The 16,813-nt window shown below is 73.0% G+C and carries 13 protein-coding genes; 6 read left to right on the top strand and 7 right to left on the bottom strand.

The window, feature by feature from the left end:
• Nucleotides 1-598: 598 nt before the first annotated feature.
• Complete coding sequence (locus tag ACIOD1_RS13720) at nt 599-835, bottom strand: chaplin (RefSeq protein ID WP_365624976.1); 237 nt, start codon at nt 833-835, stop codon at nt 599-601.
• 115 nt (nt 836-950) lie between these two features.
• Between ACIOD1_RS13720 and ACIOD1_RS13715 the strand changes: the two genes are divergently transcribed.
• Complete coding sequence (locus tag ACIOD1_RS13715; RefSeq protein WP_365624973.1) at nt 951-2,135, top strand: Gfo/Idh/MocA family oxidoreductase; 1,185 nt, start codon at nt 951-953, stop codon at nt 2,133-2,135.
• Nucleotides 2,136-2,226: 91 nt separating this feature from the next.
• Here ACIOD1_RS13715 and ACIOD1_RS13710 read toward each other — a convergent pair whose 3' ends face one another.
• The 6 genes from ACIOD1_RS13710 to ACIOD1_RS13685 all read right to left on the bottom strand — a co-directional run bounded on the left by ACIOD1_RS13710 (nt 2,227) and on the right by ACIOD1_RS13685 (nt 10,062).
• Nucleotides 2,227-2,859 (bottom strand): class I SAM-dependent methyltransferase, encoded by a 633-nt coding sequence (locus tag ACIOD1_RS13710; protein ID WP_401902255.1) that lies wholly within the window; start codon nt 2,857-2,859, stop codon nt 2,227-2,229.
• 28 nt (nt 2,860-2,887) lie between these two features.
• A complete protein-coding gene (locus tag ACIOD1_RS13705) occupies nt 2,888-4,249 on the bottom strand; it encodes a DUF2252 domain-containing protein (protein ID WP_401902253.1) in 1,362 nt (453 codons plus the stop codon).
• A 76-nt stretch (nt 4,250-4,325) separates the two neighbouring features.
• On the bottom strand, nt 4,326-5,495 hold the full coding sequence (gene argJ, locus ACIOD1_RS13700) for a bifunctional glutamate N-acetyltransferase/amino-acid acetyltransferase ArgJ (RefSeq protein ID WP_365624964.1): 1,170 nt from the start codon (nt 5,493-5,495) through the stop codon (nt 4,326-4,328).
• A gap of 127 nt (nt 5,496-5,622) precedes the next feature.
• A complete protein-coding gene (locus ACIOD1_RS13695; RefSeq protein WP_401902251.1) occupies nt 5,623-7,260 on the bottom strand; it encodes an ABC transporter substrate-binding protein in 1,638 nt (545 codons plus the stop codon).
• 70 nt (nt 7,261-7,330) lie between these two features.
• A complete protein-coding gene (locus ACIOD1_RS13690) occupies nt 7,331-8,980 on the bottom strand; it encodes an ABC transporter substrate-binding protein (protein ID WP_365624958.1) in 1,650 nt (549 codons plus the stop codon).
• Nucleotides 8,980-10,062, bottom strand: a complete 1,083-nt coding sequence (locus ACIOD1_RS13685) for a GNAT family N-acetyltransferase (protein ID WP_401902249.1) — start codon at nt 10,060-10,062, stop codon at nt 8,980-8,982. The genes ACIOD1_RS13690 and ACIOD1_RS13685 overlap by 1 nt, the downstream gene beginning before the upstream one ends.
• 148 nt (nt 10,063-10,210) lie before the next feature.
• On the opposite strand from ACIOD1_RS13685, the gene ACIOD1_RS13680 reads away from it, so the two are divergent.
• Genes ACIOD1_RS13680 through cs1 form a run of 5 tightly spaced genes read left to right on the top strand, consistent with a single transcriptional unit; the run spans nt 10,211 to nt 16,769 of the window.
• On the top strand, nt 10,211-11,932 hold the full coding sequence (locus ACIOD1_RS13680) for a thiamine pyrophosphate-binding protein (protein WP_401902247.1): 1,722 nt from the start codon (nt 10,211-10,213) through the stop codon (nt 11,930-11,932).
• Between the two features lie 10 nt (nt 11,933-11,942).
• Nucleotides 11,943-13,466, top strand: a complete 1,524-nt coding sequence (locus tag ACIOD1_RS13675; RefSeq protein WP_401902245.1) for an asparagine synthase-related protein — start codon at nt 11,943-11,945, stop codon at nt 13,464-13,466.
• A complete protein-coding gene (locus ACIOD1_RS13670) occupies nt 13,463-14,833 on the top strand; it encodes an ATP-grasp domain-containing protein (protein WP_365624946.1) in 1,371 nt (456 codons plus the stop codon). The genes ACIOD1_RS13675 and ACIOD1_RS13670 overlap by 4 nt, the downstream gene beginning before the upstream one ends.
• Before the next feature lie 53 nt (nt 14,834-14,886).
• On the top strand, nt 14,887-15,789 hold the full coding sequence (speB, locus tag ACIOD1_RS13665; RefSeq protein ID WP_365625161.1) for an agmatinase: 903 nt from the start codon (nt 14,887-14,889) through the stop codon (nt 15,787-15,789).
• Between the two features lie 2 nt (nt 15,790-15,791).
• Complete coding sequence (gene cs1 / locus ACIOD1_RS13660; protein ID WP_401902242.1) at nt 15,792-16,769, top strand: clavaminate synthase Cs1; 978 nt, start codon at nt 15,792-15,794, stop codon at nt 16,767-16,769.
• Nucleotides 16,770-16,813: the final 44 nt, after the last annotated feature.

The following is a 16,813-nucleotide window of genomic DNA, read 5'->3' as shown; positions in this document are numbered from 1 at the left end:
CCCACGGAGGCGTGGGCCCGGCCTGGTCGGCGCTCGTGACCGGAGCATGACCGGCCGCCTGAGATGGTCGGCCACCCCGGAGCGGGCACGCCCGAGGCGGTGCGGCGGTGTCACTCGAAAGCGGGCCCCCACGCGCCCGCTCGGCCGCATCCGTCAGCGTGCCCGGGGTGCGCGGTGGGCAACGGGGACCGCCCCGGACGGGCCGCGTACGAGGGCACGGGGTGGGTCTCGGGGTGGGTCTCGGGGCGGGGAGGGGCGCGCGGGTGCTCGGCGCGTGAGGAACGGGGGCGGACGACGGGGTTCGGCGCGGGGGCCCCTGCGCTACGGGCCCCTGCGCTACGGGCCGTGCGGCCGTGCGGGGTGTTCGCGCCGGGAGGGACACCGGCCACCGGGCCCGCTCGGCGCCGCACCGGCGCGGGCGTTCGCGCGGGCGGGTGCGGGGGCGGGTGACGGGGCGGGGGCGCAGGGACCGGTCCCGGGGGCGTGCCGCCTAGCGGGGCGGTGAGCGCGTGCGGGGGCGGGTCGCGCGGGGGTGGCGCCCGGAAGGCGGCCACCCGGGGGTGGTCCGGGGCGGGACGGGCCCGCCCCGGACCAGGGGTCAGGCGTTGACGCAGGTGTTGCCGGCCGCCGGGTTGAGCGCGCCGATCACGTTGATCGAGTTGCCACACAGGTTGATCGGCACGTGGATCGGGATCTGGACCACGTTTCCGGACAGGACGCCCGGGGAGCCGGCCGCGACGCCCGAGGCGTTGGCGTCGGCGAGGGCGGCGCCCGCGCCGCCGAGGATCAGACCGGCGGTGAGGCAGGCCGCGGTGGCCAAGTTGCGGATCTTCATGCTGAACTCCCGAGAGTCGTGCGGTCGGAGGGACCCGCACATCCGACCGCACACTTCCGGACCCGCCCGCCCATTGAGCCACCCGTGGGCGGTGCGGTGGCGCTACCGTCGGACCATGACCGACCTCCGGATCGGCGTGCTCGGCTTCGGCCTGCGCGGCAGCCTCGCCCGGCACGCGCACCGCCCCGGCCGGGGGGCCGTCGTCACCGCCGTCGCCGATCCGGACCCGCGCGCCCGCGCCGCGGCCGCCGCCGCGTTCCCCGGCGCCCGCACGAGCGCCGAACACCGCTCGGTCCTCGGGGATCCCGAGGTCGACGCCGTCCTCGTCCTCACCCCCGACCACACCCACGCCGACCTCGCCTGCCGGGCCCTGCGCGCCCGCAAGCCCGTACTCGTCGAGAAGCCCCTCGACATCACCGTCGAGGGCTGCGACGAGATCCTCCGCACCGCCCGCGCGACCGGCACCCGGCTGTACGTCGGCCACAACATGCGGCACATGCCGGTCGTGCGGACCATGCGCGAGCTGATCGGCCGGGGGGCCGTGGGCGCCGTCAAGACGGTGTGGATCCGGCACTTCGTGGGCTACGGCGGGGACTGGTACTTCAAGGACTGGCACGCCGAACGCCGTTGCACCGGCGGCCTGTTGCTCCAGAAGGCCGCCCATGACCTCGACGTGCTGCACTGGCTGGCCGGCGGCTACACCCGCGAGGTCCAGGCCATGGGCGACCTCCTCGTCTACGGGGACAACCCACACCGCCGCGCGCCCGGCGAGCCCAAGGCGGACGACTGGTTCACCGTCGAGGGCCACTGGCCGCCGCACACCCAGCGCGACCTCAACCCGGTCATCGACGTTGAGGACGTCTCCCTCCTCAACGCCCGCCTGGACAACGGGGTCCTCGCCGCCTACCAGCAGTGCCACTTCTCGCCCGACTACTGGCGCAACTACACCGTCATCGGGGACGCCGGACGGCTGGAGAACTTCGGCGACGGCCCCGGCGCCCGGGTGCGCGTGTGGAACACCCGCCGCTCCGGCTACCGGCCCGAGCCCGACGAGACGTACGAGGTCCCCGACGCCGACGGCCCCCGGGACCACGGCGGCGCCGATCCGCTGCTGATGGACGAGTTCCTCCGGTTCGCCCGCGACGGAGGATCCACCGACACCTCCCCGGTCGCCGCCCGGATGGCCGTCGCGGCGGGCTGCGGGGCGACGGAGTCCCTGCGCGACGGCGGCACGCCCCGCCGGGTGCCCCCGCTCGACCCCGGGCTCGTCGCCTACTTCGAAGGCGGCCAGTGCTCCTAAGGGCTGTCCCGTAATCCCTGGTGGGCGCGCGACAGCCCTTAGGCCGTCTCTTTCGGATCTTGGCGGGCGCGGCAAGACCGATGGAGACGGCCTAGACCGGGCGGCGCGCCAGCAGGTGGGCGTCGAGGAAGCCCCGCGGGGTGGAGGGGTCGTGGATCAGTCGGGCGAACGGGACGAGGCCGGCTCCGGCCGGCATCTCGGCGAAGCGGTCCACGGGCCAGCTGTACGCGGGAGTGACCTTGTGGTCGAAGCGGACCGGCTCCGGCCCGTCGGTCGCGAAGAACGAGACCAGGAGCAGGCCCCCGGGGGCCAACACGCGCCCCAACTCGGCCATCAGTGCGGGCAGTTCCGCGGGCGGGGTGTGGATCGTCGAGTAGTGCGCCAGAACCCCGCCCAACGCCCCGTCCGCGAGGGGGAGGGCCTCCATCCGGCCCTGGTCGAACCGGAGCGTCGGATGTGCCCGCCGGGCGTGCTCGACCATGGCGGGGGAGAGGTCCATCCCGAAGGCGTCGAGACCCAGTTCGTCCAGCATGGCCGTCAGGTGGCCGGGCCCGCACCCGACGTCGGCCGCCCTGAGGTTTCCCGTCCCGCGCACCAGTTCGGCGAAGGTGCCGATCATGGTTCGCGAGAACGGGTGCGTCTCCAGCCGGCCGGCGAACAGGGACGCGTACAGCTCGACGACCCCGTCGTAGGCCGCCCCGGTGCGGTCCTGGTGTGCCCTCACGCGGAAGAAGCTACCTGAAGGGAGCGGTTCAGCCCAGCCGACCCGAACGGGGCGTGCGGGAGGGGGTGTTCGTGTCGGTCAGGGCCGCCGTCAGCGCGGCGTGGTCGGTGAGGGTCACGTCGGCGTAGGCGAGGGCGAAGCGGGCCACGGCCCGGTCGAAGGGGTCCCCGGCGCCGAGGTAGCCGGCGATGGCGAACCGGTCGCCGGTCCGGGCGTGGGCGCGGGCCAGGGTCCGGCCGCACAGCCGCGCGTACCCCTCCAGCAGGAGCGGGTCCATGGTCTCGACCGCGGCCGAGCCCTTCATGTCGCGCAGTTGGCGCCAGTAGAACTGTCGGCCCGCGGGCCCGCTTGCCCAGCCCAGGAAGATGTCGGTGGCGGACTGGAGCAGCCGTTGCCCGGTCACCACCCGCTGCCCGGCGTGCGGAGGGGGGCAGGCGTCGGTGTGGGCCTCCAGGACGGACGGACCGGCCTCCTTGACCTGGAGGAACAGCGGGTCGCCGATGTCCCGACCGGTCAGCAGGACCACGAAGCACCGGGTGCCGACGCTGCCGACGCCGACGACCTTCCGGGCCACGTCCACCACCCGGAACCGGTCCAGCAGCAGCCGCCGCTCCTCCGGGAGGGTGGCCCGGTAGTCGGTGAACACCCTCTGCACCGTCGCGCCATCGGATTCCGCGACCCGCTCCAGCAGCGGCGGCTCGTGGCGGATCCGGCGCCGCCCGTCCACCACCTCGGTCAACTTCTCCAGTGCCTGGAGGCTGGTGCGCCGCCTGGCCTTCGCCAGCCCGGACTCCACGCGCTCGCGGTCGCGCCGCCGCACCAGCGGCAGCACCTCCGCGCTGTCCACCCGCTCGTACCAGACGGCGAGTTCACCGAGCCCGGCCAGCCGGCGCATGGTCCGCCGGTAGGAGCCCGCGGCCGTGCCGGCTGCCCGCCGGGCGGCCTTGTCCCCGTGCCCGTTCGCCCGGGCGGCCACCGCCACGCTGGCCGCCAGCCGTTTGACGTCCCACTCGAAGGGGCCGGGCAGGGTCTCGTCGAAGTCGTTCAGGTCAAACAGCAACGTCCGCTCCGGGGAGGCGAACAGCCCGAAGTTGAGCAGGTGCGCGTCCCCGCACAACTGGACCTCCAGCCCGGTGTGCGGCAGCGACCCCAGATCGGCCGCCATCACGGCGGCGGCCCCGCGCAGGAAGGGGAACGGTCCGGCGGCCATCCGCTCGTAGCGCAGCGGCAGCAGTTCCGGAACCCGATCGAGGCCCTGCGCCGCCAGCACCGCCACCGGATCCGCCCGTGCCTGCGCCCCGGGCACCTCCGCGTGCGTGCTGCGGGGCAGCCGGCGCCGCAGGGCCCGGCCGTTCCGGGCCCGCTCGTCGGGGGAGGCCGGCGGCGTCATCCTCCAGTCATACCACCGGGACCGGGCCCCCGCCGTCCGGAGCGGAGCGGGGGTCCGGGGGGCCGACCGCGGCCGATCAGGTCGTGTACTGGGAGTTCAGCCGCACGTAGCCCTCGGTCAGGTCGCAGCCGTACACCGTGAAGCTGCCCTCCCCGATGCCCAGGCCGATGCCGATCACGACCTCGTCGTGGGCCTTGAGGTAGGCGGCCACCGCCGCGCGACGCTCGTCCTCGTCGGCTCCGGGCGGGTAGACGCCGATGTCTCCGAAGCGCACGGTGACGTTCTCCGGGAGGATGTCCGTCTCGTCGTGGCACTTCCCGATGGCCATGACGACCCGGCCCCAGTTCGGGTCGGCCCCGTGGACGGCGGTTTTGACCAGCGGGGAGTTCACCACGGCCTTGCCGACGCGCTTGGCCTGCGCGGCGTCGCGGGCGCCCTCGACCTCGACCTGGATCAGGGTGGAGGCGCCCTCGCCGTCCGAGGCGATCATCTTCACCAGCCCCAGCGCGACCGTGTGCAGGGCCTGCTCGAAGGCGTCGGGGTCGACCGGTCCGGCGAGGCCGTTGGCGAAGAGGACGGCGGAGTCGGAGGTGGAGGTGTCGGTGTCGATCGACACGGCGTTGAAGGTGGTGTCCATGACCCGCTTGAACAGGGCCGTCAGCGTCTCCGGCTCCAGCTCGGCGTCGGTGACGAAGAAGGTCAGCAGCGTCGCCATGTCGGGCTCCAGCATGCCGACGCCCTTGGCGATGCCGGTCAGGACGGCGTCGCCGACCTTCACGGTCAGGCACTTCGGCCGGGTGTCCGTGGTCATGATGGCCCGCGAGGCCGAGCCCATGTCCCGGGCCTCTCCGGCCGGCGGCCAGGCCAGGCCGTCCAGGTGGCCGGAGATCCGGTCCATCGGGTACTGCCGCCCGATGACACCGGTGGAGGCGATCAGCAGCTCCTCCGGGTCGATGCCGAGGGCGCGCGCGGCGGAGTCCCGTACGGCGACCGCGTTCCGCGACCCCTCGGGGCCGGTGGCGACGTTGGCGTTGCGGGCGACGACGACCACGCCGCGCGCGCTGCCGTCGGCCGCGGCGGCCCGCGAGAGGGTGACGGAGGGACCGGCGAACCGGGACCGGGTGAAGACCGCCGCCGTCCGGGCCGGAACGTCCGAGGCGATGATGCACAGATCGTCGCGCCCGTCGTCCTCGATGCCGATGGGAGCGGTGTGGACGGTGAATCCGCGGGGGACAAGACCGTGCATGTGAATACGCCTTTCAGAATATGTATGCGTCTTGGTCGAGCGAGGGCCGGGGGGTCCACGACCCACCGGCCCACGTCCTTGGTATCAGACGGGGCGCCCGCCACGTGCGCGAACGCCCCCCGGCACGTCAGCCGTTCGGCCCCTCGCCCTCATCATCGGACACCGACAGTACGGCGTAGTCGTACATGCCGTACGCCGGTGACATCGTGACGTTCGCGGCTTGAGCGCCCCTCAACACCACCGATTTGACGTACATGTAGGGGCACATGACCGCCTCGTCCATCGCGGCCCGGTCCACGGCGGCCCAGATCGCCGCGCGCTCCTTCTCGTCGCGCGTCGCCGCGCCCGTGTCGAGCAGCGCGTCGATGTGCGGCGAGGCCAGCTCCCCGAGGTTCTGGTTGCCGCTCTCCTTGATCGCCCGCGAGTCGGTGATCTGTTGGAGGAACCCGTACCCGTCCGGGAAGTCGGCCGCCCAACCGAACATCACGATCCCGATGCCGTGCGCGCGCGCGTACGCCGGCACGCCCGCCGCCTTGGTGAAGTAGTCGCCCGAGGTGAAGGGGATGACCTCCGCCAGGATCCCGACGCGTTCGAGCCCCTTGGACAGGGCGATCGCGGCGTTCCACTCCTTGCGCCGGTCCTCCCGGGCGGCGATCTTCGTACGGAACCCGTCCGGAAGGCCGGCGAGCGCCAGTTCGCGCCGGGCCGCGTCCAGGTCCCCCGCGCCCTCGGGACCGACGGGATAGCGGTCGAAGGGTTCGTGGCCGACCACGGACGCGGGCAGCAGGGTGGTGGCGATCTCCCCGGCCGCGTCGCCGCCGTAGGCCGCGAGCATCGCCGTCTTGTCGGTGGCGTACTGCACGGCGCGCCGGGCGTGCACGTCCGTCAGCGCGCCGATGTTCCGGTTGAGGCAGTACAGCCACACGAAGCCCGTACGCGGATTGTCCACCCGCGGCCTCAGCAGCGGGTCGGCCAGGATCCGCTCCTGCGTCTCGGGTTGCACCCCGACTCCGGCGAGGTCGATGTCCGCCTCCCCGGCCAGCAGGATCCGGTCGACCTCCGGCCCGCTCACCCCGAGCCGGACGGTGATCCGGTCCGGCCGGGCGGTGCGGACCGGGTCCGTCGATGCCTCCCAGTGCGGGTTGCGCGCCAGGAGCAGCTCCGTGCCCGGCGCGTACGTCTCGATCCGGTAGGGGCCCGAGGACACCGGGCCCAGCCGGTAGTCGGGGAAGGAGTCCCGCTCGCGGGGCACCGGGATGGTCGCGGGCAGCGCCGCCAGGTAGTCGAAGGCGGCCATGGCCTCGCGCAACCGGAATACGAGGGTGTGCGCGTCCGGGGTCTCGATGCCGTCCGGACCCGTCAGGTACTGCCGGAAGTAGGCGGGACCGCCCCGGGTGACGGGCCGCCCGTAGACGTGCTCGGGGAAGGCGGAGCGCAGCACCGCGTACCTCACGTCCCGCGAGGTGATGGGGGAGCCGTCCTCGAAGCGGATCCCCTCGCGCAGCCGGTAGGTCCAGGTGAGGGCGTCGTCGGAGGCCTCGCCGAGGGAGCGCGCCAGATCGGGCACCAGGCGGGGGCCGCCCTCCGCGTCGGTCGTGTAGCCGACGAGCGGCCGGCCGAGCAGCCGGATGAAGTTCCAGGTGTAGGCGTAGTACGTGTCGGCGGGGTCGAGCGAGTCGAAGTCGTCGGTGCGGACGTACCGGAGGGTTCCGCCCCGGTGCTCGGACGGGTTCACGATGCCGCGTGCTACCGCATTGAATGCCACGGTTGTTCCCAGCGCCTCTCTCGTCGTGCCGGTGGTGCGGGTGTGGGGCGGGGGCCCGGCCGGCGGGACCTCAGCGGGCGAGCCCGACGGCCTGGAGGTCGTACAGCCCGAAGGCGGGGTGGACGTAGACGCCGGTCAGGTCGGGATGGCGGTAGTGCAGGGTGCGGTCATGGGCCATCGGGAGCATCACGGCGCGGTCCATGACGGTCTCCTCGACGCGCTGCCACAGCCGCCGTCGGTCCGCCGGTTCGCCCGAGGACCGGGCCTCGTCGATCAGCCGCCGCACGAGCGGGTCGTCGAGTTCGGCGAAGTTGAAGTTGCCGCCGCCGTACTTGATCTGCCGTCCGTCGACCAGGGGCGCGAGGAACCCGTACTCGGTCGGGTAGTCGGCGCCCCAGTCGGTGATGCCCAGGCCCAGGCCGAGCGCGCGCACCGTGTCCGGGTGCCCCAGCCCGGAGCGGTAGTACGAGGCGGTGTCCAGGACCCGGACGCGGGCCCGGATCCCCACCCGGGTCAGGGAGGCGGAGAGGGTCCGGGCGACCAACTCGAACTTGCCGGGCTGGGTCGCGATGACCGTCTCGAAGCCGTCGGGCAGCCCGGCGGCGACCAGTTCGGCGCGGGCGGCGTCCGGATCGCCGGTGTGGTCGGCGCCGGAGGGGTAGCGGTCGCTCCCCGTGTGGGAGGGCAGGGTGGGCGGGATCAGGCTGGTGGCGAGCGAGCCGCCCACCCCGTCCCCGCCGCGCGCTTCGAGGAGGGCGGCCTTGTCGGCCGCGAAGAACACCGCGCGCCGGGCGTGGACGTTGTCGAAGGGCGGCACGCAGGTCTGCACGCTGACGTACTGGAGGAAGCCGGTGGCCGGATTGTCGGCCCTGGCCCGCAGCACCGGATCGGCCAGGATCGCGTCGCGCGCGGAGTGCTGGATGCCGCGCCCCTCGACGTCGAGGTGGAACTCCCCGGCGATGAGGCGGGCGTCCAGCTCGTCGACGTCCACCCCGAAGGTCACGTCCATCCCGTCCGGCAGGGCGCGGCGGAAGGGATCCGTGGCCCGGTCCCACATCGGGTTCCGTTCGAGGTGGAGGGAGCGCCCGGGGCGGTGGCGCCGTACGCGGTAGGGCCCGGAGCAGACCGGCGCCTCGCCGTACCGCTCGCGGGTGTCGCGGTCGGCCGGGACCGGCGCCGTGTTGGGCTGCGCCATCAGGTAGTCGAAGTCCGCGAAGGGCCGTACGAGGCGGAAGCGCAGGGTGTGCTCGTCGGGGGTCTCGACGGCCTTGCAGCGCCCGCCGGCGTAGGGGCCCCGGTAGCCGCCGTGGTCGAGCAGGTCGAGGAGGTAGGTGGGGCCGCCCGGGAGCACGTCCTGGGCGAAGACCCGTTCCACGGCGTACGCCAAATCCCGGGCGCCGATCACCTCGCCCGTCTCGTAGCGGACGCCCTCGCGGATCCGGTAGGTCCAGGTCAGCCCGGAGTCCGAGACCTGGCCCGGCCCGGTCGCCAGGTCCGGCACGACGGTGGGGGCGACCGGGTCGGTGCCGAAGGCCATCAGGGTGCGCTGGAGGGTCCGTTGCAGCAGCCAGGACCACACGTAGTAGGTGCGGGCGGGGTCCAGGGAGTCGACGTCGGCGGAAGCCACCAGGGCCAACCGGCCGCCCGAACGGCCGCCTTCGGGCAGGCTCGGATCGTCCGCGCCGGCGATCGCGCCGACGGCGGCGTTCCAACCGGACATCAGCCCAGTTCCTTCACGTACAGGTACTGGGTCGACAGCGAACACCCTCGGGACACCTTGGCCTCCGTGGAACCGATGCCGTACTGGACGGTCTTGACCCCGTGGCGGGGGGCATGGTCGGCGGGCGTGTAGTACGTCAGCTCGTAGTACAGCGGCAGCTTGCCGACGGCCGCGTAGTCGAAGCCGGCGCGGTGGGCGAACCACACGTCCCCGTGGGAGAGGATCAACGTGAAGCCGATCACCCGCCCGTCCAGCTCGGCCCGGGATACCAACGCCCGGTCGCCGAGCCGCGCGGCGGCGGCCCGCAGGACGGCCTCGGAGCGCAGCGGGTCCCAGCCGGTCATCCCGTACTTGGCGAACAGCTCGGTCTCCAGCGCCGCCAGCCGGGGGATGTCGGCCGGATCCAGCGGGGCCAGGGTGATCCGTACGCCCGCCGCCCCGACCCGCCGCCGCTCGGCCCGCACCCGGCGCGAACGGTGGGGCGGGAAGGCCAGCGCGTAGTCCGTGAACCCGGCGCCGGGCAGCGTGAGGGTGGCGAACTGCCCCGACACGTGCGAGGTGTAGCCGCGCTCGCGCAGCACCTCGCGCTGGACGCGGTCGTCGGCGTCCACGTACGGCAGGCACAGCGACCGGCACCCCTCACGGACGGCCGTGGCCTCGGCCTCGTCCAGGACGCGGTGCGCCGTCGAAGGGTCGGCGTGGGGGTGCAACAGCAGGCGGGTGCGGCCGAGGTGGCGACCGCCGCCCATCATCGACGGCATCAGGCGGTCCACGTCCCCGAAGGCGGCCAGCACCTCCCGGGCCCCGGCCATCCCCTCCTCGGCGCAGTGCCGCACCAGCAGGTCGGTACGGCCCAACGACCACGGGGACTCCCGGGTGGCCCGCACCAGCGCCATGGCGGCGAGCGGTCGCTCTCCGTCCCGCGCGGTGAGGTAGCCCATCCACGCCCCGGCGGAGTCCTGGAGGACACGCATCCAGTCGGTGCCGAGGAAGAAGTCCTCCGCGCCGACGAGCGTGTTCCAGCCGGCCTCACGCGCTTCCTCGGGCGTCTGCCATCGGTCGATCACCACTCCACTGGTCACACACCCGATGTTCGACGGACACGGTCTCCGTCCGCTCTCCAAGCGCTCCCTGATACCGGGCTGAGAGAACGGCGAGAGAGGACCGACGCAGGGTGTGTCCCGAACCCCCCACCGTGTGAGTCACCGTGTGAACGAGGAGAGCCGATCCATGTCCCGTGTATCCACCGGCCCCAGTGAGCAGCCGACCACCGCGCACGCTCTGCTCAGACGCCTGCGCGAGCACGGAGTGGACAAGATCTTCGGTGTCGTGGGCCGCGAGGCGGCCTCCATCCTCTTCGACGAGCAGGAGGGCATCGAGTTCGTCCTGACCCGTCACGAGTTCACCGCCGGAGTCGCCGCCGACGTCCTGGCCCGCATCACCGGCCGTCCCCAGGCCTGCTGGGCCACCCTGGGCCCCGGCATGACCAACCTGGCCACCGGCATGGCGACGAGCGTCCTCGACCGTTCCCCGGTCATCGCGATGGCCGCGCAGTCGGAATCGCACGACATCTTCCCGAACGACACCCACCAGTGCCTCGACCTGGTCAAGATCGCCGAGCCGATCTCCAAGTACGCCGTCGAACTCCGGCGGCCCCACGAGATCACCGACCTGGTCGACTCGGCCGTCACGGCCGCGATGACCGAGCCGGTGGGACCCGCCTTCATCAGCCTTCCCGTGGACCTCCTGGGCTCCTCCGAGGGCATCGACCTCGACGCCGACCACGGCCCCGCCCTCACCCCCGCCCGGCCGATCAACACCGTCCAGCCCGGCTGGGAGGACGCGGCGGACCGGGCCGTGGACCTCGTCCGCGAGGCCACGAACCCGGTGTTCGTCGTCGGCGCCGCCGCGATCCGCGCCGGCGCCGTCCCCGGCATCCGCGCCCTCGCCGAGCGGCTGAACATCCCCGTGATCACCACGTACATCGCCAAGGGCGTCCTGCCGCACGCGCACGAGCTGAACTACGGCGCCGTCACCGGCTACATGGACGGCATCCTGTCCTTCCCCGCCCTGGAGGCCCTCTTCGGTCCCGCCGACGTCATCCTCACCCTGGGCTACGACTACGCCGAGGACCTGCGCCCCTCGATGTGGGAGCGGGGCCGCGAGAAGCTGACCGTACGCGTCTCCCCGACCGGGAACCCGGTACCGCGCATCTACCGGCCCACCGTCGACGTGGTCACCGACGTGTTCGCCTTCGTCGAGCGGCTGGACGCCGGCACCGCCGACGTCGCGCCCAAGGACCGCCACGAGATCACGGCCGTCCGGGAGCGCGTCGCCGAACTGCTCGCCGACCCCGCGCAGTACGACGACGGCATGCGCGTCCACCAGGTCATGGACTCGATGAACACCGTCATGGCCGAGACCGCCCGCCCCGGCGAGGGCACGATCGTCTCCGACATCGGCTTCTTCCGGCACTACGGCGTCCTCTTCGCCCGCGCCGACCAGCCCTACGGGTTCCTCACCTCGGCGGGCTGCTCCAGCTTCGGCTACGGCATCCCCGCCGCCATCGGCGCCCAACTGGCCCGCCCCGGCCAGCCCACCTTCCTGATCGCCGGCGACGGAGGCTTCCACTCCAACAGCGCGGACCTGGAGACCATCGCCCGGCTCGGCCTGCCGATCATCACGGTCGTCGTCAACAACGACACCAACGGCCTCATCGAGCTCTACCAGAACATCGGCCACCATCGCAGCCACGGCCCCGCGATCAAGTTCACCGGCGTCGACTTCGTCCAGCTCGCCCAGGCCAACGGGGTCGACGGCACCCGGGCCACGACCCGGGCCGACCTGCTCGCCGCCCTGCGCAAGGCCGTGGAACTGGGCCGCCCCTACCTGATCGAGGTCCCGGTGAACTACGAGTTCACCGCCGGTGGTTTCGGGGCGCTGAAGATCTGATATGACACCGATGCCCGAGCTTCCCCCCGCCTTCGGGTTCCTCGCCTCCGCCCACACGGGCGGGGGCGGGCTCCCCGCGCCCGTCTTCGCCACGCGCGGCCGACACACCCGGCTGGACGCACGGCTCGGCGGCTCCCCGGTCGAGGTGGACGCCGTCCTGGTCCACCCCGGCGCGGACGCCGCCGGCGCGCACGCCTGCGACGGGACCACCCTGGTGCTCTTCGCCGGGGAGATCCACAACCGCGACGAGATCCGCGCCGCCGCCGACCTGCCCGCGAGCGCCTCGGACGCGGAGCTGGTGGCCGGCCTCTTCGAGAAGTACGCCGTGCACGCCTTCCGGATCGTCAACGGCCGCTACGCGGCGCTGCTGGTCACGGGATCCCGCGTGCTGGCGGCCACCGACCACGCGGGCTCCGTCCCGCTGTACGTGCGCCCCGAACCGGGCCGCGTCCTGGTGGCCACCGAGGTGAAGGCCCTGGCGGGCGCCGGGGCCGTCGTACGCGGCGCACCCGTCCCCGGGGCCCGCCGCGTCCGGGGCCTGACCGGACTCCACCAGGTGCCCGCCGGAGCCGTGCTCGACGTCCGCACCGACACCGGCGCGGTCACCGTGCACCGGACCTGGGCGCCCCCGTCGCACCGGCTCCTGATGCCCGAGGACGAGGCCGTCGCCCGGGTACGGACCGCCCTGGAGCGGGCCGTCGTCCGCCGCCTCCCCGCGGTCGGCCGACCGCTGGTGGTGCTGTCGGGCGGGATCGACTCCTCGGCCGTGGCCGCCCTCGCGTCCGGCGCCCTCGCGTCCGGGATCGACACCCTGTCCATGGGCACGGACACCTCCGACGAGTTCCCGCAGGCCCGGGTGGTCGCCGCGCACCTCGGCTCCGCACACCGGGAGGTCACCATCGCCTCGGCGGACCTGCTGTCCCTGCTCCCGCACACCGTCCACGCCTGTGAGTCGACGGACCCGGAGGTCGTCGAGTACCTCCTCCCGCTGACCGCCCTGTACCGCAGGATGGGCGGGCCGCCCCGCAGGGTCCTCACCGGCTACGGGGCCGACATCCCCCTCGGCGGCATGCACCGCGAGGACCGGCTGCCGAACCTGGACACCGCGGTCGCCCACGACATGGACACCTTCGACGGGCTCAACGAGATGAGCCCGGTCCTGTCGACCGCCGCCGGCCACTGGTCCACCCACCCGTACTGGGACCGGGACGTCCTGGAGCTGCTGACCTCCCTGGAAGCGGGCCTCAAACGCCGCCACGGACGCGACAAGTGGGTCCTGCGCGCCGCCATGACCGAGCTGCTGCCCGCCGAGACCGTGAACCGGCCCAAACTCGGCGTCCACGAGGGCTCCGGAACGACTGCCTCCTTCTCCGCGCTGGTCCGTCGCGCGGGCGCCGCCGAGGAAGAGGTCGCCGCCTTCAAGGCCCGCGTGGTCCAGGCGCTCTTCGACCGGACCGTGGTCGGAGGGGTCCACCCGGACGAGGTCGACATCGAGGAGATCGTCGCGAAGGCCGTGGCGGAGGGACGGGGATGAGCGGGACGAACGAGGCGGGTGCGACACACGGGCCGAGCGCGACACACGGGCCGAGCGCCACCTACGAAACGAGTGCCACGCACGGAACGAACGGATACGAAGCCTTCGCGGGGCTGCGGCTCGCGATCGTCGAGTCCATGCTGCACGACGCCTTCTACGACGGCATCCACCGCGCCCGGGACTTCGGCTGCGAGGTGTGGCTGCTCGTCCGCGGCGAGGAGTGGTACACCGGCGGTCGCCCCCTGGCCGAACACCCCCTCGGCCGGGTCGACCGGGTGCTGCACGTGGACACCCACGACTGGCGCGCCGTCGCCGAGGCCCTCACCGACGAGGACGGAAAACCCGTGGTGGACGGGGTGTTGTCGTTCTCCGACTACCACACAGAGGTGACCGCGCGGGTGGCCGAGTCCCTCGGCCTGCCCTCCCAGGGGCTCGCCGCCGTACGCGCCGCCAACCACAAGCACCTGCTGCGGGCCGCGCTCGAAGGCGACCCCGCGAACGTCCGCTGGCGCCTGGTGACCGACGCGCGCGAACTCGACGGGGCCGTCGCCCACGTCGGACTGCCACTGATCGCGAAACCCCCCTCCGAGGCCATCTCCTACGGGGTCCGCAAGTGCGCCACCCACGCGGAGGCGGCCGAGGCCTGGCGGGAACTCTCCGAGATCCGGGAGTCCCTGCGCGGACAACCCCGCCCGGGACACGTCCTCTTCGAGGAGTACGTGTCCGGCACCGAGATCAGCGTCGAGTCCATGACCGCGCGCGGCGCCACCCACTTCTTCGGCGCCACCTCCAAGGACCTCCACAAGCAGACCGTGCTGGAGGAGGCCCACTCCTTCCCCGTCGCCCTCGCCCCCGCCGTCCGGGACGCGGTCCACGCCTGCGTGGACCGGGCCCTGCGCGCCATCTCCTACCACCAGGGACCGGCCCACACCGAGGTCATGCTCACCGCCGACGGGCCCCGCATCATCGAGGTGAACCCCCGCCTGCCCGCCCACATGATCTCCACGATGATCACCGACGTCTGCGGGACCAACCCCCACCTGGACGCGAAACTCCTCGCCCTCGGCGTGGACCACGTCCCCACCGGAGCACCCGGCCGGGGCCCCGTGGGAGGAGCCGCCGTGGTCGTCCTCTTCCCCGACGAGAGCGGCGAGTTCACCGGCATCGACGGCCTCGACGCCGCCGAGGCACTCGGCGTACGGGTCCACCTCCACCACGAGCCCGGCGACATGGTCGCCGACCGCCTCGACAACTCCGCCTCCGTCGGCTTCGTCCACGCCCACGCCGACACCGCCGAAGCCGCCCTGGCCAAGGCCCGCGCGGCGGCGGCACTCATCAGCATCCACACCCGGAGGACGGCTCCGTGAGCGGTCAGATCAACTCGAACGTCTCACCGCGCTACGCGCAGATCCCCACCTTCATGCGGCTCCCGCACGACCCGGCCCCCCGGGGCGCCGACGTCGTCGTCATCGGAGCCCCCTACGACGGCGGCACCAGCTACCGCCCCGGAGCACGCTTCGGCCCGCAACAGATCCGCTGCGAGTCCGGACTCATCCACGGCGTCGGCATCGACCGGGGGCCGGGCGTCTTCGACCTGATCGAGGTCGTCGACGGCGGGGACATCAACCTGACCCCCTTCAACCAACACCTGGCCATCCGGGCCGCGCAGGAGCACCTCTCCGCCCTCCTCGTCGACAATTCCGCCTTCCTGATGCTCGGCGGGGACCACTCGCTCACCCTGGCCGCGCTGCGCGCCGTACACGGCCGGCACGGACCGGTGGCCGTCCTGCACCTCGACGCCCACTCCGACACCAACCCCGCAATGATCGGCGGGGAGTTCCACCACGGAACGCCCTTCCGGCACGCCATCGACGAGGGCCTCGTCCGGCCGGACGCCATGGTCCAGCTCGGCATCCGGGGACACAACCCCCGACCCGACAGCCTCGACTACGCCCGGGGCCACGGCGTACGCGTCGTCACCGCCGACGAGTTCGCCGACCTCGGCGTCCGGGGCGCGGCCGACCTGATCCGCGAGCGGCTCGGCGACCGTCCGGTCTACGTCTCCGTGGACATCGACGTCTTCGACCCCGCGTTCGCCCCCGGCACCGGCACCCCCGCCCCCGGCGGCCCGACCAGCCGGGAGGTGCTCGCCCTGCTGCGCACGGTCGGCGAGCTGAACCCGATCGGGTTCGACGTGATGGAGGTGTCCCCGCCCTACGACCACGCGGGCATCACCAGCGTCCTGGCCACCGAGGTCGGCGCGGAACTGCTCTACCAGTACGCACGCGCGCACCAGCCGAAGAAGAAGGAAGAGGAGGAGTAGTCATGGCGACCCTGGACGTCACCGCGCACCGGGAGCAGATGCTGTCGCTCGCGTCGAAGCTGCCCGCCGTGCCCCGCCAGGACCTGTACCACTTCCTGGACGTGGCCCACAAACTCGCGCAGGAGCTCCCGTACGAGGTCAGCGACACGCTCGACGCCTTCAACCAGGTCGGCAACGAGGACGGCTACCTGCTGCTGCGCGGGCTTCCGGTCGAGGCCGACGAGGAACTCCCGCCCACCCCCACGAGCACCCCCGCCCCGGTCGGGCGGCCCCGGCTCAACATGGAGGCCTTCCTCGCGGTCTTCGGGCGGCGGCTCGGCCTGCACACCGGGTACGCGGAGCTGCGCTCGGGCACCGTCTACCACGACGTGTACCCCTCGCCCGGCGCCCACCACCTGTCCTCGGAGACCAGCGAGACCCTGCTGGAGTTCCACACCGAGATGGCCTACCACATGCTCCAGCCCAACTACGTGATGTTGGCCTGCTCCCGGGCCGACCACGACCGCAGGGCCCGGACCCTGGTCGGCTCGATCCGCAAGGCCGTCCGGCTCCTGGACGACGGGACCGTCGCCACCCTGTACGAGAACAAGCAGCCCTGCGAGGTGGACGTGGCCTTCCGCGGCGGGGTCGAGGACCCGGGCGCCATCGCGCGGGTGAAGCCGCTCTACGGCCCCCAGGACGATCCGCTGCTCGGCTACGACCGGGAGCTGCTCAAGCCCGAACCGGGGCCGGCCGACGAGGCCGTGGCGAAGCTGTCCCAGGCCCTCGACGACGTCACCGAGGGGGTCTTCCTCACGCCCGGAGACCTGCTCATCATCGACAACTTCCGCACCACGCACGCGCGTACGCCCTTCACCCCGCGCTGGGACGGCAGGGACCGGTGGCTGCACCGGGTGTACATCCGCACCAACTCCCACGGCCAGCTCCCCACGGGCGGAGAGCGCGCGGGCGACGTCATCACCTTCACGCCGCGCCGCTGAACGGTCGCCCGGGGCCGGGCGGGGGCCCTCCGCGCTCGGGCCGG

Origin of the sequence: Streptomyces sp. NPDC088097, assembly GCF_044741845.1 — a bacterium.
GTDB lineage: Bacteria > Actinomycetota > Actinomycetes > Streptomycetales > Streptomycetaceae > Streptomyces.
This window is presented reverse-complemented; position numbering and strand designations above follow the sequence as displayed.